The sequence below is a fragment of the Pseudomonas sp. SMN11 genome (assembly GCF_052041945.1).
Taxonomy (GTDB): Bacteria; Pseudomonadota; Gammaproteobacteria; order Pseudomonadales; family Pseudomonadaceae; genus Aquipseudomonas.
Genome location: NZ_JBKGGW010000001.1, coordinates 204,515 through 228,873 on the forward strand (window position 1 = coordinate 204,515; position 24,359 = coordinate 228,873).

Sequence of the window (24,359 nt, forward strand, 5' to 3'; positions counted from 1 at the left end):
TGAAATTGCCCTGGGGCTGGCACAGTATCGGCGATGGCCTTAAGCTGCGCCTGCCGCGCACCCTAGCGAAGCGCCGCACAGGAGAACCCGATGCGTATTCTTTTGGTTGAAGACAACCGCGATATTCTTGCCAACCTTGCCGATTACCTGGGCATGAAAGGCTACACCGTCGACTGCGCCCAGGACGGCCTCTCAGGCCTGCACCTGGCCGCCACCGAGCACTACGACCTGATCGTGCTCGACATCATGCTGCCCGGTATCGATGGCTATACCCTGTGCAAGCGTCTGCGTGAGGATGCCCGCCGTGATACCCCGGTGATCATGCTCACGGCCCGCGACCAGCTGGACGATCGCCTGCAGGGCTTCCGCTCCGGGGCCGATGATTACTTGCTCAAACCCTTTGCCCTGTCCGAGCTGGCCGCGCGCATCGAAGCGGTGCTGCGCCGTGCCCAGGGCGGCGGGCGGCGTACCCTGCAGGTCGCAGACTTGAGCTACGACCTTGATACCCTCGAAGTGACCCGTCAGGGCCGCCTGCTCAAGCTCAACCCGGTCGGCCTCAAGCTGCTCGCAGTATTGATGCAGAAGAGCCCGCACGTGCTGCGCCGCGAGGTGCTGGAAGAAGCCCTGTGGGGCGATGACTGCCCGGACAGCGACAGCTTGCGCAGCCACGTGCACCAGTTGCGCCAGGTGATCGACAAACCGTTCGAAAAACCACTGCTGCATACCGTCCATGGCGTCGGCTATCGCCTCGCCGAGGGCCGCGATGGAGTTTAAGCAAAGCCTTGCCCAGCGCATCATCATCGCCTTTGCGTTGATGAGCGCGCTGGTGGCCGGCGCCTTCGCCTTCGGTATTGTCGCCACCGTGCACCTGGTCGAGGAGCGCCTGATCTCGTCGGTGCTCGGCGGTGACTTGCAGCGCTTGCTGCGCATGGACAGCGTGAGTGACTGGAGCCACCGGCCACGGCCTGACCAGCTGTTCTATTTCAGTGGCGGGCGCGATGACTTCGAGCTGCCCAAGGACCTGCGCCACCTCGACGTCGGCTTCCATGAGGTGTTTCGCGACCAGCTGTCCTACCACGCGATGGTCGAGATCGTAGATGGTCGCCGCTATGTGTTGCTGCAGGACCAGAGCGATTTCGAAGAGCGCGAGCGCGTGCTGTTCGCCGTCGTGGTGGTGGGCTTCGTGCTCAGCCTGGTGCTGGCGGTGGTGCTCGGCTGGCTGTTGGCGCGCAGGGTGATGGCACCGGTGATCCGCCTGGCGCGACAGGTTCGCCATCGTGATCAGTTGCTTGGCCTGGCGCCGCCGTTGGCACCGGACTACGCGGCCGACGAAGTCGGCCAACTGGCGGTGGCGTTCGACGATACGCTGGGCCGGCTGCGCGATGCACTGACCCGCGAGCGCCTGTTCACCAGCGATGTCAGCCATGAGTTGCGCACACCGCTGATGGTGCTCGCCACCTCGTGCGAACTGTTGATGGAAAACCCCAATCTGGATACCCGCGCGCGCAGCCAGGTAGAGCGTATCGCCCGTGCTACGGAAGAGATGCGCGAGCTGGTCAAGACCTTCCTGATGCTGGCGCGTGCCCAGCGTGACCAAGGTGCCGTGGCATCCCAGGCAACCCTGCGCGAAGTCGCCAACGACCTGGTCGGGGTGTGGCGCGATACCATCGAACAGAAGGGCCTGGCGCTCTATTTCGATGGCCAGGTCAGTGCAGGCCCATTGCTGTACAACGCTACCTTCCTGCAATCCGTGATGGGCAACTTGCTACGCAACGCCGCCCATTACACCGACAGCGGTTATATTCGCCTCAGCCTGGAGCTCAACGGCTTCAGTGTCGAGGACAGTGGCGTGGGTATCCCGGAGGAGCAGCGCGAGGCCATGTTTCAGCCTTTCGTGCGTGGCGAGGAGCGGCGTGGCGAAGGCCTTGGGCTGGGTCTGTCGCTGGTGCAGCGGATCTGCGATGACCAGGGCTGGCGGGTAACGCTGACCTCGACGGCACCGCATGGCTGCCGCTTCCAGGTGGACTTGAGCCAGGGCGCGGAAAAGATCGATCCCACGCAAGAATAGATGAAAAATCTCTACGAAATAATGTGAAACATACCTGCCGTTTGATGACATTATTTTCACATTGGCATGACCAGTTGCATACGATCTGTTACCTAAGGTATGCGCATTGGAGACAGGAGCCACTCGATGCGCAGCCCGATCAAACTCGAATTTTCCGAGAAGTACGACCAGCAACACGCCCAGGACTACTTCCTCAAGCACCAGGATGGACTGGCTCGACGCCTGTCCCACAAGCGGGACGAGCAGCTGGCCCGTCGCGCCCTGGCACTGGCTGGAGAACCGGGTCTGGTCCTCGACTTGCCTTGCGGCGCGGGCCGCTTCTGGCCGCTGCTGGCGGAAAAGCCGAACCGGGTGATCATCGGTGCCGACAACTCCGAGGCGATGATCCAGACGGCCTGTGCCGCACAACCGCCAGAGGTGGTAGCGCGGGTACGTCCTTTGCAGACTTCGGCATTCGCGATCGACTTGCCGGATAACTCGGTCGACAGCATCTTCTGCATGCGGCTGTTCCACCACATTGGCGAAGCGGCTCACCGCAAGACCATTCTTGACGAGTTTCAAAGGGTTAGCCGTGACAGCGTAATCCTGTCATTGTGGGTGGACGGTAACTTCAAGGCCTGGCGCCGCAAGAAGCTCGAGCAAGAGCGTCATGCCAAGGCCGAGCAGGGCAGTTATCAGAACCGTTTCGTGTTACCGGCAGAAACGGTTGAAGCAGAATTCAAGGCCGCCGGCTTCAGGATCCAGGAACACCTCGACTTCCTGCCGTTCTATGCCATGTGGCGGGTATATGTATTGCGTAAGGGGTAGTGTTTGATGGCTGTAGCCCAAAATGGGGAGTCTCGGTTCGATTATTACTGGCGCCAGCAGGGCGAATGGGTCGAGGAACCCAACCAGCGGCGCGGTGGTGAGAGTGGCGTACAACGGCTGAACGATGGCAACGGCAAGGTGCTGTACGCCAAGCGTCAGGTCGGCCATATCTATCGCAGCCTGTTGCACCCATTCGGCAGGCCGACCGTGTTACGCGAGCTCGATGCGCTGAACAGCTTCGAGCAACTGGGTGTGCGCGTGCCGCGCATCGTGTTTTGCGGTGCCGAGCGTGACCCCGAGCACCAATGGCGCGCGCTGCTGGTCAGCGAGGCGCTGGATGGCTTTGTCGAACTCGACACGTGGCACGCCGAAGGCGCGCGCGAGCGCTATCCTCAAGTTGTGCATGAACGCATGCTCAAGGACCTGGCCGACAACCTGGCGCGGATGCATCTGGGCCATTGGCAGCATGGCTGCCTGTACGGCAAGCACGTCTTCATCAAGGTGATCGGCGAGGGTGAGCAGGCCCGCGTCGAGGTAGCACTTCTGGACCTGGAAAAGTGCCGACGACGCATTAGCTGTCAGCGGGCTGCGGGTAACGACCTGCGTCAGCTGCGCCGCCACTCGTCGCTAAATGACACGGAATGGCAAACGCTGCTCTATTTTTACCAGATGGCGTTTGGCAGCGCTGTCAAAGGGTTAGGGTAATGAAACTAGAAATAGCTCGAGCTTTGTTCCTGGTGGCTGGGTTGGCTGTGACCACGGCGGCGGTAGCTGCCTGGGAAGAGCCGCGGCCTGTGGTATTCAGCAAGGCAGACCAGTGCGCGGTGCCGCGTGAGGTCAAGGCGCAGCAGAACAAGGCCGAACCGGACCAGGACCTGCTGTTGTTCCTCTTTGGCATGCGCCAGGGGCTACGGCCGTTTGGCTGATAGAGCTCGAGCAAGATGAAGGCCTCGCAATCGCGAGGCCTTTGTTTTTTTATCGAAACATACGCTGGCCTTTGTAGGAGCGCCCTTGTGTCGCGAAAGGGCTGCGAAGCAGTCCCAGCAACTCTGGGTCAGCCATAAAACCTGGGGCCGCTTCGCAGCCCTTTCGCGACACAATGCCGCTCCTACAGGGATCGCAGTCATGCAGTTATCGGCTGTTTAGCTTCAGACTTGTGTGCCAGCAAGGTGTAGATACACGGCAGCACAAACAGGGTGAACAAGGTCCCGATCGACATCCCGGTGGCAATCACCGTGCCGATATCGAACCGGCTCACCGCGCCGGCTCCGGTGGCCAGGATCAGCGGCACCATGCCGAAGACCATCGCCGCCGTGGTCATCAGCACCGGCCGCAGGCGAATGGCGGCCGCTTCCTCGATGGCCTGGCGAACGCTCAAGCCTTTTTCCTCACGCAACTGGTTGGCGAACTCGACGATCAGGATGCCGTGCTTGCTGATCAGGCCGATCAGCGTCACCAGCCCCACCTGGGTGTAGATGTTCATGCTGGATATGCCCAGGAACAGCGGTAGCAGCGCGCCACAGATCGACAACGGTACGGTCACCAGGATCACCAACGGGTCGCGGAAACTCTCGAATTGCGCGGCCAGCACCAGGAAAATGATCGCCAGCGCCAGGCCGAAGGTCACCCACAGGGCACTGCCTTCCTGCACGTACTGCCTGGCCGTCCCGGCATAGTCGAAGGAAAAACCCTCTGGCGCTTCTTCCCGGGCGATGTCGCGCACCGTCTGCAAGGCCTCGCCGATGCTGACCATCGGTACCCCCTGGATGATCGCCGAGTTCAGCTGCTGGAACTGGTTGAGCTGGCGGGGGCGGGCGCGGTCACTGAGGGTGATCAGTGTCGACAAGGGCAGCAACTGCCCTTGCTCGTTCTTCACGTAGTAGTTGTTCAGCCAGCCGGCGTTGTCCCGATAGGGCCGCTCCACCTGGGCAATCACCTTATAGCTGCGGCCTTCGAGGGTAAAACGGTTGATCTCCGCCTCGCCCAGCAGGGTGGCCAGTGTGCCGCCCAGCGTATCCATGGATACGCCCATCTGCGCCGCCTTGGCCCGGTCGATATCGACCACCACTTCAGGCTTGTCGAAGGCCAGGTCGATGTCGAGAAAGGCGAACTTGCCCGATGCCTGCGCCCGTTGCTTGACCCGCTGGGCGACCTCCAGCAGGGCAGGGTAGTCACCGGCGGTGTTGATCACGAACTGGAACGGCAGGCCCTCACCGGTGCCCGGCAGCGATGGCAGGTTGAAACCGAAGATCTGCAGCCCGCCGATCTGCTCCAGCTTGGCCTGCACCAGTGGCAGCAGCTCCATCTGCGTGCGCTGGCGTTCGTTCCAGGGCTTGAGCAGGAAGCCACCGATGCCGCTCTGTACGCCGTTGAAGCCGTTGATCTGGAACGACGAGTAGTACTCGGGGAAGCTCTTGAACAGGGGCGTGAACTGGTCGGTGTAGGCGTTCAGGTAGTCGAGGTTGGCCGGCTGCGGCGAGCTGCTCATCATGAAGATCACACCCTGGTCCTCGTTGGGCGCCAGCTCGTTCTGGGTGAACTTCAGCAGCACCGGGATCAGGCACAGGATGATCACGGCGAACACCAGCACCACCGGGCGACTGTCGAGGGTGGCGTGCAGCAGACGCTGGTAACGCACCTTGAGGCCTTCGAACAGCACGTCGAGCCGATGGGCCAGGCCGCTGGGGTTCTGCTCCTGGCGCAGCAGCAGGGCGCACATCATCGGCGACAGGGTCAGGGCGACGATGCCTGAGATCACCACCGCGCCAGCCAGGGTCAGGGCGAACTCCTTGAACAGCGCGCCGGTGAGCCCGGTAAGGAAACCGATGGGCGCGTACACCGCCGCCAGGGTGATGGTCATCGACACCACCGGCATGGCGATTTCCCGCGCGCCTTCCAGGGCGGCATCGAAGGGTGACTTGCCTTCCTCCATGTGCCGGTGGATGTTCTCTACCACCACGATGGCATCGTCCACCACCAGGCCGATGGCCAGCACCATCGCCAGCAGTGTCAGCAGGTTCAGCGAGTAGCCCATCATCTGCATGAAGAACAGCACGCCGATCATCGACAGCGGAATGGTCACCACCGGGATCAGCACCGAGCGCAGAGCGCCGAGGAACAGGAACACCACCACGATGACGATCAGCACGGCTTCGCCCAGAGTCTTGATCACCTCGTCGATGGACGCCTGGATGAACAACGTGGCGTCGTAGGCAATCGATACCTTCAGCGCAGACGGCAGCTGGCTTTCCAGCTCTGGCATGATGCGCCGCACTTCCTTGATCACGTCCAGCGGGTTGGCCGCCGGGGTGGCCTTGATGCCGATGTAGACCGACGGCGTGCCATCGAACGAACTGACCGTGTCGTAGTTCTCCGCACCCATCTCCACCCGTGCCACGTCACCCAGCAGCACCCGGCTGTCGCCGGACACCTTGAGCGGCAGCGCGGCGAAGGCTTCGGCGGATTTCAGCTCGGTGCTGGCGTTGATGCTGGTGACCACGTACTCGCCCTTTACCTCGCCGGCGGCGGAGAGGAAGTTGTAGCGGCGTACGGCATTGGTCACGTCGGTGGCGGCAAGGCCGAAGCCGGCCAGCTTCACCGGGTCGATCCAGATGCGCATGGCGAACACCTGGTTGCCGAGGATTTCCGCTTCGGCCATGCCTGGCAGGGTGGCCAGTTTGGGCTGGATTACCCGCGACAGGTAGTCGGTGATCTGCGGGTTGCTCATCTCCTTGCTGTAGAAGCTGATGTACATCAGCGCCGAGGCGTCGGCTGCTTCCTTGCTCAGGACCGGGTCTTCAGAATCCTGCGGCAGCTGGTTGCGCACCTCATTGGCCTTGGCCAGCAATTCGGTGAACAGGCGGTCGCTATCGGCGCCGATGCGCGCGTAGATGGAGATCACCGAGAAGTTCTGCCGGCTGACCGAGGTCATGTAGTCGATGCCCTCGGCGCTGGCCAGACTCTGTTGCAGCGGCTGGGTGATGTAGCCCTGGATGGTCTCGGCGTTGGCCCCGGGGTAGGCGGTGGTCACCGTGATCAGGGCGTTTTCCATTTTCGGGTATTGGCGGATCTGCAGCTTGTTCCAGGCCTGGAAGCCGAGCAGCAGGATCAGCAGGCTGACCACGCTGGCCAGCACCGGGCGGCGGATGAACGGGTCGGTGAACGCCATGCCTGCCTCCTGCTCAGTCGGTGCGCGGGGCGCCCTGTTCGGGCTTGAGCGCGCTGTCCTGGCCAATGCGGATGGTCGCACCCGGAGTCAGCTTGAGCTGCCCGGCGGTGACCACCTGCTCGCCGGCCTTGAGGCCCTTGCTGACCACCACCACGCCATCGCGGCGTTCGCCGGTCTGCACGGTGCGCTGTTCGGCACTGAGCCGTGGCTGGCCCTTGTCGTCGTTTTCCGGGTTGCCGTCCTTGTCCTTCTTCGGCGTGGCGACGTACACCGAGTTGCCGTACAGGGTGTAGGTGATGGCGCTTTCCGGCACCACCACCTGAGGCTGCGGGTCGGGTAGCAGGACCAGCAGGTTGGCGAACATGCCGGGCAGCAGCTTGTCGTCCGGGTTGGCCAAGGTTGCGCGCACCAGCAGGTTGCGCGTGTTCTCGTCGACCTTGGGGTTGATCGCGCTGAGGCTGGCCGGGAAGGTCTGGCCGGGGTAGGCCGCCACCTGCACCAGCACCTGCTGGCCCAGGCTCAGATGCGGCAGCGCCTGTTCCGGGACATTGAAGTCGACGTACAGGCTGGACAGGTCCTGCAGGGTGGCGATCACCGTGCCGGCGGCCAGGTACTGGCCAATGTCCACCTGACGAATACCGATGGTGCCATTGAACGGCGCGTTGATGCTTTTCTTGATCTTCTGCGCCTTGAGCTGTTCGACCACCGCCTGATTGCGCCGGTACTGGGAGGACAGGCGATCGAACTCGCCGCGGGAGATGGCGGCATCGCCGACCAGCTGGCTGCCGCGGCCGAAGTCGACCTTGGCCAGCCCCAGGTCGGCCTGGGCTGTGCCGAGCAGGGCGGTTTCCTGGTCGTCGTTGAGCTGTAGCAGGGGTTGCCCGGCTTTGACCTTCTGCCCGGAGTCGAAGTACAAGGCCTTGACGATGCCTTCCACTTCCAGGCTCAGCTCGACGCCTTGCAGGGCCTTCAGGCTGCCTACGGCAGGCAGGCGTTCCTGCCACTGGCGCTGTTCGGCCGGGGCGGCCGCCACGGTGATGGGCGGCCTGGGCGCGGAGAACATCTGGATCTGCTTATAGATCGAGAAGCCCTTGTAGCCCCCCAGGGCCAGCACGATCAGCAGCACGACGGCCAACATGATGAGCATGCGGCGGCGTAGCATAGGTCCGGTTCCTTGGATGCGTGGTTGTTATTCGTTTTGACACGACAACGGGCGATCCTGCCCACGTGCGGATGGGGGAAGTATTGCAGAAGGGGGAGGGGATTGCCTGCACCAGCGTCTTCGCGATCCCTGTGGGAGCGGCTTCAGCCGCGAAGAGGCCGGTACAGCCAGCAGAACAATCAGACCAGGTGCAGGTGGTTATCCCAGAACCCGGAGGGCAGGTCCATCGGTTGCCCGATCAGTTCAGCCTTGCGGCAGTTGTAGAAGCGGCAACGGCCCTGCCCGGAGGTGACGACGAAACCATCCTTGACTGCCCCGACCCCGGCGCAATCGGGCATCGGTGCATCGAGCTTCACCGCACCGCTGTCCAGGTCCCAGACGAACAGGCGGTTGGCCCGTGGCGCGGTCAGGGCCACCAGGCGCAGGTCACTGTGGATGGCGACGCTGGCGGTGTACTGGGCCATCGATTGCAGCTGGCGCTCCGGTACCGGGAAGGCCTTGAACGGCTCGCCCGGGCGCTTGATCGCCAGCAGCTCGGCGGTCTCGTCGGCAGCGCCCATGAACTGCTGGCAGGCGGCGATGGTGCCATCGTCGCCCACTGCCAGGTGGCGCACGCTGTTCATCTGCTGGGCCAGGGTTTCCTTGCTCAGCAGGGTGCCGTCGCGCTGCATCAGCACCAGGCTGGGCTCCATGGCATTAAGGTTCATCTCGACCCGGCTCTCGGCCTCGGTGCGGATACCGCCGTTGGCCACGATCAGGGTTTCGCCGTCCGGCAGCCAGGCCACTTCATGGGGGCCGATACCGTGGGTCGGGATCTCGCCGGTGTGCACCAGGCGCTCACCCTCGAAGCGGTACACGCCGAGCACGCCACGGCCTGGGTCGGTGGTGTCGTTCTCGGTGGCATACAGCCATTCGCCACCCTTGTGGATCACCGCATGGCCATAGAAGTGCCGGTTCGGTTGCGAGGTGACGGTCTGCAGCAGACGGCCGTCGCGCAGGTCGACCAGGTAGCTTTCGGTACCGGGGCGGCGGGCGACGAACAGGGCGATCGGCAGCTCGGGGTGGTTGATGATGGCATGGCAACGCTGGGCAACCTGGGTGCTGAACACCTGGGTGCCGTCCAGGCGGAACCCGACCGCATAGTGCTTGCCGTCGCCATCGTCCCGCGCCGACAGCAGCAAGGGGTCGCTGCTTTTGTTGCGGAACAGGCTCCAACCGCCCAGGGTCAGGGCGCTGAGCAATACGCTACCGAGTTTGAGGGCCTGGCGTCGCAGCATGATCAGTCACCGTCGTTGGCATTGAAGCCCAGCTGGATGTTCAGCGCCTTGGCCAGGTCGCCTTCGTGCAGGCGGTGGACGACGTTGAGGGCATCGTAGATCTGGTTGAGGGTCTGTTGACCGGCGTCGTCGGCCAGCAGCTCGCCGAGGGTCTTCTGGTTGTCGGCCAGCAGTTTGAGCGCCGTAGCGTAGGCGTCGTCGATCTTCTGCGCCAGGGCTTTCTGATCGCTGGACAGCAGGCCACGCAGGCCCTGATTGTCGACCCCTACCCATACCGCCTGGGCGGCCTTGAGGGTGGCTTCCAGGCTTTTCATCGAGGAATGGCTGCGCCAGGCTTCGGCCTGCAGCGGCTGCGGGATGCCCTTGCTCTGGCGGCCCATTGGCGCACCCAGCTTCTTCTTCAGGGTGTCCAGGGCGGTGACCTGGGAGCGCAGCAGGTCGGCGATCGCTTCGTGGGAGTCGGCGTAGCGCTGGTTGGGGAACTTGGTCATCTGCGACAGCATGCCGTCGGAGCTGTTCCAGGACTTGAGGATGTCCTCGGCCAGGACCTTCTGGTGATCGGCGATGGCAACCAGCAGCGGGCAGTAGCGGGCTTTCTGCTCGGCCGTGGCGATGTCCGGCTTGTTGTCGAAGAGGATGTACTCGTAGGCCGACAGGCCGCGTACCACGACGCTGGCCTTGCCCAGGGCTGCAGCATCGACCGGCTTGTCGCCGTTGACCAGCTGCTCGACCTGGCGGCCAACCAGGTTCTTCTTGTCAGGCCAGAACTGCACCTGCCAGGCGCGGTTGCCTTCGGCCAGCGGGCCGACCAGCAGCGGTTGCAGTTCGGCCCAGGCTTTTTGCGCATTGAGGAAGTCGGCGCGTGCGGTGTCCAGGCTTTCCTTGCCTTCACAGTAGGCCAGGGCGCTGGCGGCCAGCTGGCGGTCGGCTTCGACCCAGCGGCTGTAGGTCGGCAGGATCACCTGCTTGGCGATGGCGGCGGAAGTCACCGCCTGCGGGTCCTGCGGCGAGCAGGCACCCAGAGCGAGTGCGGCGAGGCTGGTGAACAACAGTTTGGGTCGGAACATGCCCGGCTCCTTGCGCGTTTTAAAGTGAGTTCAGGAAAGCCAGCAACGCAGCGCGCTGCTCGGCATTGAAGGTCAAGACATGGTCGCGCGCCGCCAGGGCTTCACCGCCGTGCCAGAGCACGGCTTCGAGCAGGTTGCGGGCGCGGCCGTCATGCAGGTACTGGGTGTGGCCACTGACGGTTTCGGTCAGGCCGATGCCCCACAGCGGCGGGGTACGCCAGTCCTGGCCGTTGGCGGCGAATTCGGTGCGCTCATCGGCCAGGCCTGGGCCCATGTCGTGCAGCAGCAGGTCGCTGTAGGGGCGGATCACCTGGTTGGCCAGCTCCGCTTCGGCGGTGTTGGCAGCGGTGGTGAACTGCGGGATGTGGCAGGCCTGGCAGCCGGCCTGGAAGAACAGGTTCTTGCCGGCCAGCACTTGCGGTGCGCCGACGTCACGACGGGCAGGCACGCCGAGGTTGCGGGTGTAGAAGGTGACCAGGCGCAGGATATTGTCGCTGACCTCCTTCTCGTCGCCTTCGCCGTTGCCATTGGCCGCGGCAAGGCAGTCGACCTGGGCCGCAGTGCAGTCGTCCTTTGGCTGCAAGGTGCTGGTCAGGCCCATGTCACCGTTGAAGGCATGCACGTTCTGCTGGTTGACGTTGGGCTGCCCGGCCTTCCAGCCGAAGCGGCCGATCACGGTCTTGCCCTGTGCGTCATCCCAGACCCGGTTGGCGCGGCCGCGGATACCGTCGTGGTTGCGGTCGTCCGGGTCTTCGTTGGCCAGGATGTCGGCCTCGGGGATGGCTTCGAGCAGGCCGAGGCCGATCATCGGCGGGGCGACGCGGGCCGAGAAGCGCGTGTCGGGGTGCATAGCGCCGTAGCCAAGCTGGGTGATCTGCAGGGTCGGGCGGCGCAGCTCGACCGGGTGGCCGTCCTTGAAGGTGACGGTCTGGGTGGTGTAGTTCACCCGTACCTTGCCCTCTGGTGCCACGCCTGGAATGGCCATGTCCTGCAGCTGCGTGCCGTAGACGGGTTCGGGGACCACGCCCAGGCGCTCGATCTCCTTGGCCAGGTAAGGCTGATCGGGGATCGACAGGCGCACCAGCATGCCCACGGCATTGCTGTCGCCCGGCTCCGGCGGGTGCCCGCGGCCGTCGCGCACGTGGCAGTTCTGGCAGGCCGTGGTGTTGAACAATGGGCCCAGGCCGTCACGCGCGGTGGTGGTGGACGGGGCGATTACCCAAGGACTGCGGAAGAAGCTGTTGCCCACGGCGAAGTCCAGGCGCCGCTCGGCCGAGAGGTTGGCCGAAGGCAGGGAAAACGCCTTGCGGTCGTCGCGCTGGACCGTTGCCTGGCCGCCAGACAGCGCTTCGCCGGGCTCGGCCTGGGTGAAACGCGGGGCGTCGTCACAGGCGGCAAGGGCGAGGGCCAGCAGCAGAGGGGAGAGTCGGGACAGCGACGAGGACATGCAAAATCCTGGGCGTGGACGAAAAACCGGCGTGCAAGCTTAGCAGGCCAGCCTTGTTTGAATAAGAGCAATTTGCAATTACCCGGGTGAAAAGGATGTGAAATCTCTGCATTTTCATGGACTTCACTGGCCCTTTCGCGGCTAAAGCCGCTCCCATAAGGATCTCACTGCCTTCATGTGCAGCGCATTCCTGTGGGAGCGGCTTTAGCCGCGAAGAGGCCGGCACAGAAAAAAGGCGACCCGAAGGTCGCCTCTTTTCAACACCCGTTCCGCGAATCAGAATTCGTGATCGGCGGTGTCCGGGTTCAGGTTGGCAATACCCAGCTTGCCAGCAGCCTGCTCGATCGAGCCGGTCTGCTTGACCAGCGAGGCGATGGCATCGCGCACGATCTGGTTGCCGGCAGCGTTGTCGGCGGCGATCAGCTGGTCGTAGTGCTCGCCCTTGAGCGCGTGGTCGACCATGACCTGGATCTTCGCCTGGGTGGCGTCGAGATCGGCCTTGAGGGTGGTGTCGGCAGCCGGGTCGGCCTTGGCCACCAGCGACGACAGGCTCGGCCCGGTCAGCTTGGTGCCGTCGACGCGGGTGTACTCACCCAGGTAGACGTTACGGATGCCCAGGGCGTCGTAGAAGTGCGAGTAGTGGGTGTTGTCGCTGAAGCAGTCCTGCTCGTCTTCCGGCGAGTTGGCTTCCAGCGAGACCTTCATGCGCTCGCCGGCCAGTTCGCCCAGCGACAGGCTGCCCATGCCGAACAGCATCTTGCGCAGGCCATCGGCGGCAGGTTCCGCTTCCAGGGTGGCGCGGTAGTTGTCGGCGACGTTCGGTGCCCAGTTGCCGACCATCACCTCGAGGTCCTTGACCAGCAGCTCGGTGACCGCTTTCAGGTAGGCACGACGACGGTCGTTGTGGCCGCCGGTGGCGCCTTTGCCTTCCAGGTAGTCGGACGCCGGGCGGTTGCCTGCGCCTGGGCCGGTGCCATTGAGGTCCTGGCCCCAGAGCAGGAATTCGATGGCGTGGTAGCCGGTGGCGACGTTGGCTTCGGAACCTGCCAGTTCGTTCAGGCTGGCCAGCTTCTCAGGGGTGATGTCCTTGACGTCGACCTTCTCTTCGCCGACCTGGATCTCGGTGTTGGCGATGATGTTGGCGCTGGCCGCCGGGTTGCCCAGGGCGTGCTCGTAGCTCTTGTCGACGTAGTCGATCAGGCCTTCGTCCAGCGGCCAGGAGTTCACCTGGCCTTCCCAGTCGTCGATGATGGTGTTGCCGAAGCGGAACGCCTCGCTCTGCAGGTACGGAACGCGCGCGGCGGCCCAGGCCTCTTTGGCGGCCTTCAGGGTTTCGTCGTTGGGTTTGGCAAGGAACGCGTCGACGGCGGTCTGCAGGGTCTTGGCGGTGCTCAGCGCGTCGCCGTACACGGCATAGACCATTTCGGCGTAATGCTTGACCACGGCTTTGCCGGCCGCTTCGTCGACAGCCCCGGGCGCCGCAGCGGTGGTGCTGGCAGCAGCAGGTGCCTGAGCTTGCGGAGCGGCGGCCTTGTCATCCTTGCCTTCGCCGCAACCGGCGAGAGCGATGGCGATGGCCAGCAGACTGGCGGAGGCCAGAGGCATACGAATCATTATTGGTTTTCCTGCGTCGTGTGGTTGGACCAAGGGGTTAGGCCGTGCGCCGTGGCACGCGAAACGACAACATCATGCGAAAGATTTGCATTTGCTGTAAAGGGGTGGGCGAGCAATTCATGTAAATGCGCGTCACGGCCGGTAATCGGGGGGCAAGCGTTACAGCGCGGAGACCTGATTGCGCTGGGCTTGCTTGAGGAAATTGGTCAGTTCGCGGGCCGACAACGGCTTGCTGTAGTGGTAGCCCTGCCCCTCATGGCAACCCTGGGCGATGATGTAGGTTTCCTGCTCGGCGGTTTCCACGCCTTCGGCGATTACCTGCATCCCCAGGCTCTTGCCCAGCTGGATGATGGCGCGAACGATGGTGGCGTCGTCATCGTCGTCGAGCAGGTCCTGGACGAAGCTCTTGTCGATCTTGATCTTGTCCAGCGGCAGCGACTTCAGGTAGCTGAGCGAAGAGTAGCCGGTGCCGAAGTCGTCGATGGCGATCATCGCCCCGGAGCGGCGCAGGCTCAGCAGGTGCTGGGCGGCGGTGCTGATATCCTCCATCAGGCCTGTCTCGGTCACCTCCAGCTCCAGGCTACGCGGAGGCAGGCGATAGGCCTGCAGCAGGTTGTTGACCACCCGTGGCAGCTCGTTGTGGTGCAGTTGCACGGTGGACAGGTTGACCGCCATGCGCAGTTCGCTGAAGCCCAGGTCGTGCCATTCGCGCAACTGCCGGCAGGCCTGGTCGAGTACCCACTCACCGATGCTGATGATGCTGCCGTTCTGTTCGGCCAGCGGGATGAACTGGTCGGGCGGGACCATACCCAGCTCCGGGTGCTGCCAGCGCAGCAAAGCCTCGACGCCGACCACGCGGTGGTCGCGGTAGCTGATCTGTGGTTGATAGACCAGGTACAGCTGGTTGCGCGGCAGGGCTTCGCGCAGGTCCTTTTCCAGCTCGCGGCGGCGGCGCATTTCGCTGTCGACGCTGGCGATGTAGAACTGGTAGCGGTTGCGCGAGCGGGCCTTGGCCAAGGTCATGGTCTGCTCGGCTTTCTGCAGCAGCTTCTCGGTGCTGTCGCCGTCCTCGGGGAACAGGGTGATGCCGATGGTGGCGCGCAGGCGGATCTGCTGGTGGTCGAGGCCAAAGGGCAGTTCCAGGTCGTCGAGGATGCTCTGGGCCAGTTCCGCCGCCTCGTAAGGCTGCTCGATATTGGCCTGGACCAGGGCGAACTGGTCGCCACCCAGCCGCGCCAAGGCACCCAGGCGCCCGCTGTGGGCGCGCAGGCGGTCGGCCAGGGCCAGCAGCAGCTGGTCGCCGGTCTGGTAGCTGAACTGCTCGTTGATGCCCTTGAAGTCGTCCAGGCCTAAGCACAGGACGGCCACGCGATGCTGCAGGCGGCCGGCGTCAGTGAGGATCTTGTCGAGCTGCTCCTGCAATTGCTGGCGGTTGGGCAGGCCGGTGAGGAAGTCATACTGGGCCATGCGCTGCAGACTGTTCTCGGCTTCGTGGCGCAGGTGGGTGTTGCGCTCGATCGAGGCCAGCAGCTGGTTGGCGGTGTTGACCCAGATGCCCAGTTCGTTCTTCTCGTGGCCCTTGAGCAGCGGGATCTGGTGCTGGCTGGGGCGGTCAGGGTTGATCTGGGTAAGGTGCTCGATGATCTTCGACAGCGGCTTGGTCAACAGCCAGTGATAGACCAGGTACAGCACCAGGCCCATGGCCAGGGCGCGCAGTACACCGGAAATGAAGATGATCACCGCGTTGACCAGGAAGTCTTCGCCATAGGACGAAGTATCGAGGGTGATGCTCAGGTCGCCGTAGTACTCGCTATAGGGGCCACGGCCGACCAATTGGGTGGTGTAGGTGCGTTCCTGGCCGAGGATCAGGTCGGTCAGCCAGCGCATCGACATGTCCTGCAGCGGGCGGGACTTCTCCGCCAGCATGGTTTCGTTGGGGTGGCCGATCGAGGCCATGCGCACCGACTCGTCCTGGAACAGGCCTTCCATCACCTGCATGCCCATTTCCCGGTCGAGGCTGTACACCGCCTGGGTAGAAGGGTCGCGGAACATGTCGAGAATGCGTTGGGCGTCGTTGTTGACGGCCTGGCGGGTCTTGTAGGTGTCGTAGACGATCTGCGCGCAACTCAGGACCACGCCGACCGCCAGCGCCGAAAGGAGCACGACCCTGAGCAACTTGACCGACAAGCTGTTCCGCAATTCCAGCTTCAATGGGGTTTCCTTAATCCATGCGCATGACATCATTTTGCCATTAACGTTGGCAATACACTATCGGCCGACCATGGGTAGTGTATCGGTTGCCTGACCCTGCAACTTGAGTGCGCGGTATCAAACTTCCAGACGGTTGATGTTAGCGTGCTATACGCGCTGAGCAAGACCTCTGGGCAAAACTGTCAGGCATGAAAAAGCCCGGCGCTGGGCCGGGCTTTTTCGTTCAGGGCTGAATCAATCAGGCCTTGAAGGTCTTGCCTTCGAACTGCTCGGCAACGAATTTCCAGTTGACCAGGTTCCAGAACGCCTCGACGTACTTCGGACGCAGGTTGCGGTAGTCGATGTAGTAGGCGTGCTCCCAGACGTCGCAGGTCAGCAGCGGGGTGTCGCCGCTGGTCAGCGGGCAGCCGGCGCCGATGGTGCTGGCCAGGGCCAGGGAACCGTCAGCTTTCTTCACCAGCCAGCCCCAGCCGGAACCGAAGGTGCCGATCGAAGTCTTGGAGAACTCTTCCTTGAACTTGTCGAAGGAACCGAAAGCGGCGTTGATGGCATCAGCCAGGGCGCCGGTCGGCTGGCCACCGGCGTTAGGTGCCAGGCAGTTCCAGTAGAAGGTGTGGTTCCAGACTTGAGCGGCGTTGTTGAAGATGCCGCCCGAAGAGCTCTTGACGATCTCTTCCAGGGTCTTGCCTTCGAATTCGGTGCCTGGGACCAGGTTGTTCAGGTTCACGACATAGGTGTTGTGGTGCTTGTCGTGGTGATACTCCAGGGTTTCCTTGGAGATGTGCGGCTGCAGGGCATCGTGGGCGTACGGCAGCGGCGGCAATTCAAAAGCCATGGTGGATCTCCTGATTCAGGTCTGTTTGCGGTTTGCGCAAGGCCGATCACGGGCGGCCCGATGTACGTCGGCGAGTTTGTACTCTTTGCGACGCAAGGGCTGGATCATAGCACCGGGCCCGGCGCATAACCACGCAACAAAGATAGGGAATAGAGGTTCCAGAGCGGTTGGCGGCCGCCGACCGGCGGCCTTCAATTGAAGATCAGTTGCGCCGCCACGGCGAACATCATCACCGCCACCATCAGGTCGAGCATCCGCCAGGTGGCCGGGCGAGCCAGCCACGGAGCCAGCCACGCGGCGCCGATCGCCAAGGTCGAGAACCACACCAACGAGGCACTGGCGGCGCCCGCCACATACGCACCAGGCACCGTCTGCTGCGCCCCCAGCGAACCGATCAGCAGCACGGTGTCGAGGTACACGTGTGGGTTGAGCAGGGTAACCGCCAATGCGCTCAGCAATACCGCCCGGCGCGAGCGCATGCCCTGGCCTTCCTGATGCTGCAGGCTCTGCTTGGAAAAGGCGCTGCGCAGGGCCTTGGCGCCGTACCAGATGAGGAACACCGCACCGCCCCAGCGGGCGATCGCCAGCAACGTCGGGTTGTGCGCCAGCACCGTGGCCAGGCCGAACACGCCGGCTGCCACCAGGATCGCGTCGCAGACGATGCACAGCGCAGCCACCGGCAAGTGGTGCTCGCGGCGCAGGCTCTGGGCGAGGACGAAGGCGTTCTGTGCGCCGATGGCCATGATCAGGCCGAAGGCCACCAGCATGCCGTTGAGATAGCTTTGCCACATGGCGAATACTCCATAGAAGATGCTGGATATTGTGGCGAGTGTCGCTGTATAAGAAAAACAAATAGAGCTGATCCGTCATTAGGGAAATCGATGTTCGACTACAAGCTGCTGGCTGCCCTCGCGGCGGTGATCGAGCAAGGCGGTTTCGAACGTGCCGCACAGGTGCTGGGGCTGTCACAGTCGGCCATTTCGCAGCGCATCAAGTTGCTCGAAGCGCGGGTCGGCCAACCGGTACTGGTGCGTGCCACGCCGCCGAGCCCGACCGAGGTTGGCCGCCAGTTGCTCAACCATGTGCAGCAGGTGCGCCTGCTTGAGCGCGACCTGCAGCGTCAGGTGCCGGCACTGGACGAGGAAGGCATGCCGGAGCGCTTGCGTATTGCCCTCAATGCCGACAGCCTGGCGACCTGGTGGGCCGGTGCGGTGGGCACATTCTGCGCCGAGCATCAGCTGCTCACCGACCTGGTGGTTGAAGATCAGGAGGTCGGCCTCAAGCGCATGCGTGCGGGTGAGGTGGCAGCCTGCCTGTGTGGCAGCGAGCGGCCGGTTGCTGGCGCACGCAGCCTGCCGTTGGGGGCCATGCGCTATCGGGCGCTGGCCAGCCCCGGGTTCATGGCACGCTATTTCCCGCAGGGTTTCGCGGCGCAACGCCTGGCCCGCACGCCGGCCATCGTCTACGGGCCAGACGATTTCCTGCAGCACCGTTACCTGGCTTCGCTGGGAATTCAGGACGGTTTCCTGCACCACCTGTGCCCGTCGTCCGAAGGTTTTCTGCGCATGACCGAGGCCGGCCTGGGGTGGGGCCTGGTGCCCGAGTTGCAGGCCCGTGAGCAGTTGGCGAATGGCCAGTTGGTAGAAATCTGCAGCGATACTCCCATCGATGTGCCGTTGTACTGGCATCATTGGCGCAACGGCGGGCAGCTGCTCGCGCAACTGACCGAACATCTGCGGCACACGGCCCGGCACTGGCTGGTGCCCTTGTAGCGGCGGCTGGCGTCTGTTGCATCTGAAATCAAGGCGGAGTCATACATGCAAATTCTGGTCACCGGCGCGAGCGGCTTCATTGGCGGGCGTTTTGCGCGCTTCGCCCTGGAGCAGGGCCTGGCTGTACGGGTCAGCGGCCGGCGTGCCGAGGGCGTGGAGCACCTGGTCAAGCGCGGCGCACAGTTCATCCCTGGCGACCTGGGTGATCCTGAGCTGGCCCGTCGCCTGTGCCAAGGGGTCGAGGCCGTGGTGCATTGTGCGGGCGCGGTGGGCAATTGGGGTCGTTACCAGGACTTCTACCAGGGCAACGTGGTGGTCACGGAAAACGTCGTCGAAGGCTGCCTAAAGGAACATGTGCGGCGTCTGGTGCACCTGTCGTCGCCGTCGATCTACTTCAACGGCCGTTCGCGCCTGGGTATCCGTGAAGACCAGGTGCCCCGCCGCTTTCACGACCACTATGCACAAACCAAACATATCGCTGAACAGAAAGTGTTCGGTGCCCAGGAGTTCGGTCTGGAAGTGCTGGCGCTGCGCCCACGCTTCGTCACCGGGGCTGGCGATGCGAGCATCTTCCCGCGCTTGATGCAGATGCAGTGCAAGGGCCGTGTGGCGATTATCGGCAACGGCCTGAACAAAGTCGATTTCACCAGCGTGCACAACCTCAACGAGGCACTGCTGAGCGCCTTGTTCGCCGAAGACCGCGCCCTGGGCCAGGCCTACAACATCAGTAACGGCCAGCCACTGCCGCTTTGGGACGTGGTCAACTACGTGATGCGCCAGATGCATCTGCCGCAGGTAACCCGCTATCGCTCCTATGGTCTGGCCTACAGCATCGCGGCGCTGAACGAAGCCGCCTGCATGCTTTGGCCCGGTCGCCCGCAACCGACCTTGTCGCGCCTGGGTATGCAGGTGATGAGCCGTGATTTCACCCTGGATATCAGCCGCGCCCGCCAATATCTGGATTACCAGCCCAAGGTCAGCCTGTGGACCGCGCTGGATGAATTCTGCGCCTGGTGGAAGCATCAACCACTGGGGCAGTGAACCAGATCGGCAGATGATGGTCATCAGTGCGCCGCGCAAGCGGTTTATACTCATGTCTCTTTGCTACCACCGCGGTTGAAGCCACCTATGCGTAACGATGCCAACGACGATTTCGATGATGTGCCCACCTTGCGGGCGGGTACCCCCGATGACGACGAGCTGTTGCCCGCGCACGTCTCGCGCAGCCGCCAGAAGGCCGCCAAGCCGGCCAGCAACGGGCCGCTGTGGGCATTGCTGGGGGCGTCGTTCATTGCGTTGGCCGGGCTGGGCTGGTGGAGCTTCCAGCAGATCTCGCTGATGGAGCAGCAACTGGTGGCCACCCAGGAAAGCTTTGCACGTATCAGCGAAGAAGCGGCCGGGCGTTTGCAGGCGATCAGCGGCAAGGTCGATGCCAGCGAGTCTACGAGCACCACCGGCAGTGAAGCACTGAAGCTGCAGATCCGTCAGTTGCAGGCCAGCCTGGCAGAGCAGGGCAAGCAACAGCAAGGTGTGGCGGGGCAGGCCGGTGACCTGGGCAAGCGCCTGGAGCAGGTGCTGGCGGATACCCGTGAGCAGCAGAAGGCGGTGACCGAGCTGCAGACTCAGCTGCAGGCACAGTTGAAGGCGGTGAACGGTGAGCTGGCGGCGCTGAAGTCGGGGCAGGTGGATGGCGGCAAGCTCGATGGCCAGTTCAAGAACCTCAACGATGAGGTGGCTGCACTGAAGAAGCAGGGTAATCAGAAAGCCGCGATCGACAGCCTGGAGCAGGATGTTCTGGTGCTCAAGACCCAGATGGAAAATCGCACGGCGTCGTCGAGCGGGGCGACGGTGCAGGAGTTCGATGCGTTCCGTGGACAGACCACGCGTAACCTCAATACCCTGCAGAACCAGATTCAGAACCTGCAGCAGCAGATCAATTCCCGGCCTTGAGAATGCAGGGGAGGGCTTTGCCCTTCTTTCGCGACACAAGGCCGCTCCTACAGGGAAACGCGATCTCTTGTAGGAGCGGCCTTGTGTCGCGAAAGGGCCGCAAAGCGGCCCCGGCAATCTCGATCACAGGCGTGGATAATCGATGTACCCCACCGGCCCCTTGCCATAGAAGGTCTCCGGATGTGCCTCATTCAATGGCGCATCCGCCGCCAGCCGCGCCGGTAGATCAGGGTTGGCGATAAACGGCACACCAAACGCCACTGCATCGGCCTTGCCCGCCGCCAATGCAGCATTGGCACTGGCCTTGTCGAAGCGTTCGTTGACGATATAAGGCCCGCCAAATGCCGCTTTGATCAGCTGGCCGATGCTGTCGTCGGCTTCCTTCTCCCGCGAGCAGATAAAGGCAATGCCGCGTTTACCCAGCTCGCGCGCCACGTAGGTAAAGGTCTCAGCGCGGTCGGCATCGCCCATGTCGTGGGCATCGGCGCGTGGCGCCAGGTGCACGCCGACGCGGCCGGCTCCCCAGACTTCGATGGCCGCATCGGTCACTTCCAGCAGCAGCCGAGCGCGGTTTTCCAGCGAGCCGCCGTAGCGATCGGTACGCTGGTTGGTGCTGCTCTGCAGGAACTGGTCGAGCAGGTAGCCATTGGCGCCGTGAATCTCCACGCCATCGAAGCCCGCGGCCTTGGCGTTCTCGGCACCACTGCGGTAGGCCTCGACGATGTCGGCGATCTCTTCGGTTTCCAGTGCACGCGGGGTCGGGTACTCGCTCAGCGGGCGCACCAGGCTGACGTGGCCTTTGGCCTGGATCGCGCTGGGGGCCACCGGCAATTCACCATTGAGATAGCTGGGGTGGGAGATACGGCCAACGTGCCACAGCTGCAGGAAAATACGCCCGCCAGCGCCGTGCACGGCCTGGGTGACGTTGTGCCAGCCACGCACCTGCTGGTCGTTCCAGATGCCGGGGGTGTCGGGGTAGCCGACGCCCATCGCGCTGACCGATGTCGCCTCGCTGAGAATCAGGCCGGCACTGGCGCGCTGCACGTAGTATTCGGCCATCAGCGCATTGGGCACGCGGCCTTCATCGGCGCGGCAGCGAGTCAGCGGGGCCATGATGATGCGGTTGGGCAGTTGCACGTCGCCCAGTTGGATCGGATCGAAAAGCGTGGTCATAACGGTTACCTGCCTTGTCAAAGCGCTTGGCGCAGTTGTTCGAGGAACGCCTCGATGGTGGCTTCGTTGCGTTTGAAGAAGTGCCACTGGCCGACCTTCTGGCTGCTGATCAGGCCGGCCCGCTGCAAGGTGGCCAGGTGGGCAGAGACGGTCGACTGCGACAGCCCGCAGCGCTGGTCGATCTGCCCGGCACAGACACCGTTCTCGGTGCTGTGGTACTGGTCGGGGAACTGCGTTGCCGGGTCTTTCAGCCAGCTGAGAATTTCTCGCCTGACCGGGTGGGCCAGCGCTTTTATGATTTCGTCGAGATCGAGTGGCATGGGTTGAGACTCGTGCAGTAGCGGTATATCGCGATAGGACGAAACGTACATCGGTATTTCGCGATACACAAATATGAAGAGGTTCTGAGCTGAGCGCGAATCGCTATATCGCGTTATAACGATATGCGTGATCGGGGTGCTAGACTGCGGCCATGAACTACCTCGCACACCTGCACCTGGGCGGCCCGGCGCCGCAGCAACTGCTCGGCAGCCTGTATGGCGACTTCGTCAAAGGCTCGCTGGAGGGGCGCTTCCCGCCTGCGCTGGAGGCGGCGATCCGGCTGCACCGGCATATCGACAGCTACACCGACCAGCATCCCTTGGTGCTGGCGGCGCTGGCGCGTTTTCCGCGGGAGCGGCGGCGTTTTGCCGGGATCGTCCTGGATGTGTTTTTCGATCATTGCCTGGCGCGGCACTGGGGAGATTACGCCGAGCAGCCGCTGGCGCAGTTCACCGGGGAATTTTACCGGGTGTTGCTGGCCGAGCCCGAGCTGCCAGGGCGGCTGGCGCGGATTGCGCCGTTCATGGCGGCGGATGACTGGCTGGGGGCGTATGGCGATTTCGCCACGCTGGAGCAGGTGTTCAACGGCATCGCCCGGCGCTTGTCGCGGCCGGATGGGATGGCCGGGGTAATGGATGAGCTGGAGCGGTTGTATGAACCGTTGCTGGCGGATTTCCGCGAGTTCTACCCACAATTGCAGGCGTTTGCGGCGGCCGGAAGGCTGTCTGACAGCTGAGCCTTGTGCTTTCTTCTCTGGCCTCTTCGCGGGCATGCCCGCGAAGAGGCCAGTACAGGCTATACATCAGGCAGCGCGTGCCTGACGGCGAGGCGCCGCTACAACTTCCTCAACCCCGAACAACGCCATGTGAATCGCCTGTTGCGCCTGAAACGCCAGCGCCGCACGTTCCTTCTCGACGCTGCCAATCGGCTTCAATATGTGAATACGCACCTCACCCCGTGGCTCGGCAAACAAGCGCATCAGGTGCGAAACCAGGTCATCGTCGCCAATGAACGGCGCAATCGGGTCCGCCTCGCCGTTGCGCAGGTACTGAATGGCCACCGGCTGCACTGCCACGCCCTGGTCGATGGCGCCGGCCAGCAGACGTCCGTGGAAGGTGCGCAGTTGGCGACCGTCGGTGGTAGTGCCTTCGGGGAAGATCAGCAGCGGCCGGGCATTCCCCAGCTGGTCGCTGATCTGTTCGCGCAGGCGCTGTCCGTCACCCCCACCGCGGCGAATGAACAGCGTGCCGGCCTTCTCTGCCAGCCAGCCGGCCACCGGCCAGTGGCGGACCTCGGCCTTGGACAGGAACGATAACGGCAGCAGCATGCCGAGCAGGGGAATATCGGTCCAGGACACGTGATTGCTGACCCACAGCATCGGCCGTTGTGGCAGTTCACCGATCACCTGCACCTCGAAGGGCAGGGCGCCGACCAGGCGCTTCATGAACCAGCAGGACCATTGCTGGCGAAGTTCGATGGAGGCCTTGATCCCCAGGCGTTCGGCCGCGGCGATGACGGCGGCCATGAGCATGCCGAGCGACAATACCAGCAGCAACCTGGCGAGGCGGGCGAGCACCCGCAGGCCAGGCATCAGACCGCTGCCTTGAAGTGGCGGGCGTAGCGCGGGCAGAGGTCGTCACGCTTGAGCAGGATGAACACATCAGCCACCTGGAAATCCTCGTCCCAGCACGGCTCGCCGCAGATCTTCGCACCCAGGCGCATATAGGCCTTGAGCAGCGGCGGCATTTCGGCGATGACGTTGTTCGGCAGGGCCAGGCTGGGCAACGGGTTCTTCGGCTCGGCACGCAGGTGCTCGGTGCACAGGTAGCGCTCGCGCAGGCGCTGCATGACAGCGTGGGCCTGCACGCCGCCGTCCTGCATGGGGATGCTGGCGCAACCCATCAGGTAGCTGTAGCGGCCCTCGTTGAGCACCTCGGCCAGTTCGCCCCAGAGCACGGCGATGGTGCCCCCATTGCGGTAGTCGGCGGCGACGCAGGTACGGCCCAGTTCGAGGATCGGGCCCTGCAGTTGCAGCAGGCCGTGCAGGCTGAATTCTTCTTCGCTGTAGAAGCGCCCCAGGCTGCTGGCGGCCTGGTGGTCGAGCAGGCGGGTGGTGGCTACCAGCTCGCCGGTGCTCAGGTCGCGCACGCCGATGTGGCGGCAATGTACGTCGTAGTCATCCATGTCCAGGCCCAGTTCGGCGCCTTTGAGCTTGGCCTTGAATTCTGCGCTGAACACCTTGTAGCGCAGGGCCTGGGCTTCCTGCAGGGCCGCGGCGCCGACCAGGCGTTCGGCTTGCAGACGGCGTTCAGTGCTGTTGTCGCCAGAGTGAGCGATCCGAGTCATTACGAGTCTCCATAAGCCAGCCATGAAAGGTTGCGGCCGGTCGGCTTTGTTGTGCAAAGTCAGCCTAGGTAGGCGCGGTGTCACCCCTGTGAACCTTTGGTGATGCTTGCATGACACCCCAGAACAGCCCCCTTGAAGGAG

The 24,359-nt window shown here is 63.5% G+C and carries 22 protein-coding genes; 9 read left to right on the plus strand and 13 right to left on the minus strand.

Features of this window, described 5'->3' with window-relative positions; all coding sequences use genetic code 11:
• The first annotated feature begins 90 nt into the window (after window positions 1–90).
• The 5 genes from colR (at window position 91) to ACLEJU_RS01005 (ending at window position 3,801) form a co-directional block, all read left to right on the plus strand.
• Complete coding sequence (gene colR, locus ACLEJU_RS00985; protein WP_003255215.1) at window positions 91–774, plus strand: two-component system response regulator ColR; 684 nt, start codon at window positions 91–93, stop codon at window positions 772–774.
• The gene (locus ACLEJU_RS00990; RefSeq protein WP_435421612.1) at window positions 764–2,068 is read left to right on the plus strand and encodes a sensor histidine kinase; all 1,305 of its coding nucleotides are present in this window, start codon (window positions 764–766) and stop codon (window positions 2,066–2,068) included. The genes colR and ACLEJU_RS00990 overlap by 11 nt, the downstream gene beginning before the upstream one ends.
• Window positions 2,069–2,194: 126 nt before the next feature.
• Window positions 2,195–2,875, plus strand: a complete 681-nt coding sequence (locus ACLEJU_RS00995) for a class I SAM-dependent methyltransferase (RefSeq protein WP_103449264.1) — start codon at window positions 2,195–2,197, stop codon at window positions 2,873–2,875.
• A gap of 6 nt (window positions 2,876–2,881) precedes the next feature.
• Entirely contained in the window at window positions 2,882–3,580 is a 699-nt protein-coding gene (locus ACLEJU_RS01000; RefSeq protein ID WP_159408994.1) for a lipopolysaccharide kinase InaA family protein, read from the plus strand.
• On the plus strand, window positions 3,580–3,801 hold the full coding sequence (locus tag ACLEJU_RS01005; protein WP_294324875.1) for a hypothetical protein: 222 nt from the start codon (window positions 3,580–3,582) through the stop codon (window positions 3,799–3,801). Before ACLEJU_RS01000 ends, ACLEJU_RS01005 begins: the two co-directional genes overlap by 1 nt.
• Before the next feature lie 197 nt (window positions 3,802–3,998).
• Here the strand turns inward: ACLEJU_RS01005 and ACLEJU_RS01010 are convergent, their stop codons facing one another.
• The 9 genes from ACLEJU_RS01010 to ACLEJU_RS01050 form a co-directional block, all read right to left on the minus strand.
• The gene (locus ACLEJU_RS01010; protein WP_435421611.1) at window positions 3,999–7,043 is read right to left on the minus strand and encodes a multidrug efflux RND transporter permease subunit; all 3,045 of its coding nucleotides are present in this window, start codon (window positions 7,041–7,043) and stop codon (window positions 3,999–4,001) included.
• Between the two features lie 13 nt (window positions 7,044–7,056).
• Window positions 7,057–8,205, minus strand: a complete 1,149-nt coding sequence (locus tag ACLEJU_RS01015; protein WP_435421610.1) for an efflux RND transporter periplasmic adaptor subunit — start codon at window positions 8,203–8,205, stop codon at window positions 7,057–7,059.
• A 179-nt stretch (window positions 8,206–8,384) separates the two neighbouring features.
• Window positions 8,385–9,482, minus strand: coding sequence for a DUF1513 domain-containing protein (locus ACLEJU_RS01020; RefSeq protein WP_435421609.1), 1,098 nt, complete (start codon window positions 9,480–9,482; stop codon window positions 8,385–8,387).
• A 2-nt stretch (window positions 9,483–9,484) separates the two neighbouring features.
• On the minus strand, window positions 9,485–10,549 hold the full coding sequence (locus ACLEJU_RS01025) for an imelysin family protein (RefSeq protein WP_435421608.1): 1,065 nt from the start codon (window positions 10,547–10,549) through the stop codon (window positions 9,485–9,487).
• A gap of 19 nt (window positions 10,550–10,568) precedes the next feature.
• On the minus strand, window positions 10,569–11,996 hold the full coding sequence (locus ACLEJU_RS01030) for a di-heme oxidoredictase family protein (protein WP_435421607.1): 1,428 nt from the start codon (window positions 11,994–11,996) through the stop codon (window positions 10,569–10,571).
• Between the two features lie 276 nt (window positions 11,997–12,272).
• Window positions 12,273–13,610: an imelysin family protein gene (locus ACLEJU_RS01035; RefSeq protein WP_435421606.1), complete on the minus strand. Its 1,338-nt coding sequence runs from the start codon at window positions 13,608–13,610 to the stop codon at window positions 12,273–12,275.
• 159 nt (window positions 13,611–13,769) lie between these two features.
• Window positions 13,770–15,821, minus strand: coding sequence for a putative bifunctional diguanylate cyclase/phosphodiesterase (locus ACLEJU_RS01040; RefSeq protein WP_435421605.1), 2,052 nt, complete (start codon window positions 15,819–15,821; stop codon window positions 13,770–13,772).
• A 238-nt stretch (window positions 15,822–16,059) separates the two neighbouring features.
• Window positions 16,060–16,656, minus strand: coding sequence for a superoxide dismutase (locus ACLEJU_RS01045; protein WP_294324867.1), 597 nt, complete (start codon window positions 16,654–16,656; stop codon window positions 16,060–16,062).
• Between the two features lie 191 nt (window positions 16,657–16,847).
• Window positions 16,848–17,447, minus strand: a complete 600-nt coding sequence (locus ACLEJU_RS01050) for a LysE/ArgO family amino acid transporter (RefSeq protein WP_159409003.1) — start codon at window positions 17,445–17,447, stop codon at window positions 16,848–16,850.
• Window positions 17,448–17,537: 90 nt separating this feature from the next.
• On the opposite strand from ACLEJU_RS01050, the gene ACLEJU_RS01055 reads away from it, so the two are divergent.
• From ACLEJU_RS01055 to ACLEJU_RS01065, 3 genes are all read left to right on the plus strand, one after another.
• On the plus strand, window positions 17,538–18,428 hold the full coding sequence (locus tag ACLEJU_RS01055) for a LysR family transcriptional regulator ArgP (RefSeq protein ID WP_435421604.1): 891 nt from the start codon (window positions 17,538–17,540) through the stop codon (window positions 18,426–18,428).
• A gap of 45 nt (window positions 18,429–18,473) precedes the next feature.
• On the plus strand, window positions 18,474–19,469 hold the full coding sequence (locus ACLEJU_RS01060) for an NAD-dependent epimerase/dehydratase family protein (RefSeq protein WP_435421603.1): 996 nt from the start codon (window positions 18,474–18,476) through the stop codon (window positions 19,467–19,469).
• A gap of 87 nt (window positions 19,470–19,556) precedes the next feature.
• Window positions 19,557–20,378, plus strand: a complete 822-nt coding sequence (locus ACLEJU_RS01065; protein ID WP_435421602.1) for an ATPase — start codon at window positions 19,557–19,559, stop codon at window positions 20,376–20,378.
• A gap of 123 nt (window positions 20,379–20,501) precedes the next feature.
• On the opposite strand, the gene ACLEJU_RS01070 is transcribed toward ACLEJU_RS01065, so the two are convergent.
• The gene (locus tag ACLEJU_RS01070) at window positions 20,502–21,551 is read right to left on the minus strand and encodes an alkene reductase (protein WP_435421601.1); all 1,050 of its coding nucleotides are present in this window, start codon (window positions 21,549–21,551) and stop codon (window positions 20,502–20,504) included.
• A gap of 17 nt (window positions 21,552–21,568) precedes the next feature.
• On the minus strand, window positions 21,569–21,871 hold the full coding sequence (locus ACLEJU_RS01075; RefSeq protein ID WP_054885082.1) for an ArsR/SmtB family transcription factor: 303 nt from the start codon (window positions 21,869–21,871) through the stop codon (window positions 21,569–21,571).
• Between the two features lie 152 nt (window positions 21,872–22,023).
• On the opposite strand from ACLEJU_RS01075, the gene ACLEJU_RS01080 reads away from it, so the two are divergent.
• On the plus strand, window positions 22,024–22,608 hold the full coding sequence (locus ACLEJU_RS01080) for an ACP phosphodiesterase (RefSeq protein ID WP_435421600.1): 585 nt from the start codon (window positions 22,024–22,026) through the stop codon (window positions 22,606–22,608).
• Window positions 22,609–22,674: 66 nt separating this feature from the next.
• Here ACLEJU_RS01080 and ACLEJU_RS01085 read toward each other — a convergent pair whose 3' ends face one another.
• Entirely contained in the window at window positions 22,675–23,463 is a 789-nt protein-coding gene (locus ACLEJU_RS01085) for a lysophospholipid acyltransferase family protein (protein ID WP_435421599.1), read from the minus strand.
• Window positions 23,463–24,218: an L-ornithine N(alpha)-acyltransferase gene (gene olsB, locus ACLEJU_RS01090; protein ID WP_159409011.1), complete on the minus strand. Its 756-nt coding sequence runs from the start codon at window positions 24,216–24,218 to the stop codon at window positions 23,463–23,465. The genes ACLEJU_RS01085 and olsB overlap by 1 nt, the downstream gene beginning before the upstream one ends.
• Window positions 24,219–24,359: the final 141 nt, after the last annotated feature.

Bases quoted from the DNA above. Each gene is read 5' to 3' on its own strand.
- colR (WP_003255215.1), top strand. From the start codon at position 91: ATGCGTATTCTTTTGGTTGAAGACAACCGCGATATTCTTGCCAACCTT.
- ACLEJU_RS00990 (WP_435421612.1), top strand. From the start codon at position 764: ATGGAGTTTAAGCAAAGCCTTGCCCAGCGCATCATCATCGCCTTTGCG.
- ACLEJU_RS00995 (WP_103449264.1), top strand. From the start codon at position 2,195: ATGCGCAGCCCGATCAAACTCGAATTTTCCGAGAAGTACGACCAGCAA.
- ACLEJU_RS01000 (WP_159408994.1), top strand. From the start codon at position 2,882: ATGGCTGTAGCCCAAAATGGGGAGTCTCGGTTCGATTATTACTGGCGC.
- ACLEJU_RS01005 (WP_294324875.1), top strand. From the start codon at position 3,580: ATGAAACTAGAAATAGCTCGAGCTTTGTTCCTGGTGGCTGGGTTGGCT.
- ACLEJU_RS01010 (WP_435421611.1), bottom strand. From the start codon at position 7,043: ATGGCGTTCACCGACCCGTTCATCCGCCGCCCGGTGCTGGCCAGCGTG.
- ACLEJU_RS01015 (WP_435421610.1), bottom strand. From the start codon at position 8,205: ATGCTACGCCGCCGCATGCTCATCATGTTGGCCGTCGTGCTGCTGATC.
- ACLEJU_RS01020 (WP_435421609.1), bottom strand. From the start codon at position 9,482: ATGCTGCGACGCCAGGCCCTCAAACTCGGTAGCGTATTGCTCAGCGCC.
- ACLEJU_RS01025 (WP_435421608.1), bottom strand. From the start codon at position 10,549: ATGTTCCGACCCAAACTGTTGTTCACCAGCCTCGCCGCACTCGCTCTG.
- ACLEJU_RS01030 (WP_435421607.1), bottom strand. From the start codon at position 11,996: ATGTCCTCGTCGCTGTCCCGACTCTCCCCTCTGCTGCTGGCCCTCGCC.
- ACLEJU_RS01035 (WP_435421606.1), bottom strand. From the start codon at position 13,610: ATGATTCGTATGCCTCTGGCCTCCGCCAGTCTGCTGGCCATCGCCATC.
- ACLEJU_RS01045 (WP_294324867.1), bottom strand. From the start codon at position 16,656: ATGGCTTTTGAATTGCCGCCGCTGCCGTACGCCCACGATGCCCTGCAG.
- ACLEJU_RS01050 (WP_159409003.1), bottom strand. From the start codon at position 17,447: ATGTGGCAAAGCTATCTCAACGGCATGCTGGTGGCCTTCGGCCTGATC.
- ACLEJU_RS01055 (WP_435421604.1), top strand. From the start codon at position 17,538: ATGTTCGACTACAAGCTGCTGGCTGCCCTCGCGGCGGTGATCGAGCAA.
- ACLEJU_RS01060 (WP_435421603.1), top strand. From the start codon at position 18,474: ATGCAAATTCTGGTCACCGGCGCGAGCGGCTTCATTGGCGGGCGTTTT.
- ACLEJU_RS01065 (WP_435421602.1), top strand. From the start codon at position 19,557: ATGCGTAACGATGCCAACGACGATTTCGATGATGTGCCCACCTTGCGG.
- ACLEJU_RS01070 (WP_435421601.1), bottom strand. From the start codon at position 21,551: ATGACCACGCTTTTCGATCCGATCCAACTGGGCGACGTGCAACTGCCC.
- ACLEJU_RS01075 (WP_054885082.1), bottom strand. From the start codon at position 21,871: ATGCCACTCGATCTCGACGAAATCATAAAAGCGCTGGCCCACCCGGTC.
- ACLEJU_RS01080 (WP_435421600.1), top strand. From the start codon at position 22,024: ATGAACTACCTCGCACACCTGCACCTGGGCGGCCCGGCGCCGCAGCAA.
- ACLEJU_RS01085 (WP_435421599.1), bottom strand. From the start codon at position 23,463: ATGCCTGGCCTGCGGGTGCTCGCCCGCCTCGCCAGGTTGCTGCTGGTA.
- olsB (WP_159409011.1), bottom strand. From the start codon at position 24,218: ATGACTCGGATCGCTCACTCTGGCGACAACAGCACTGAACGCCGTCTG.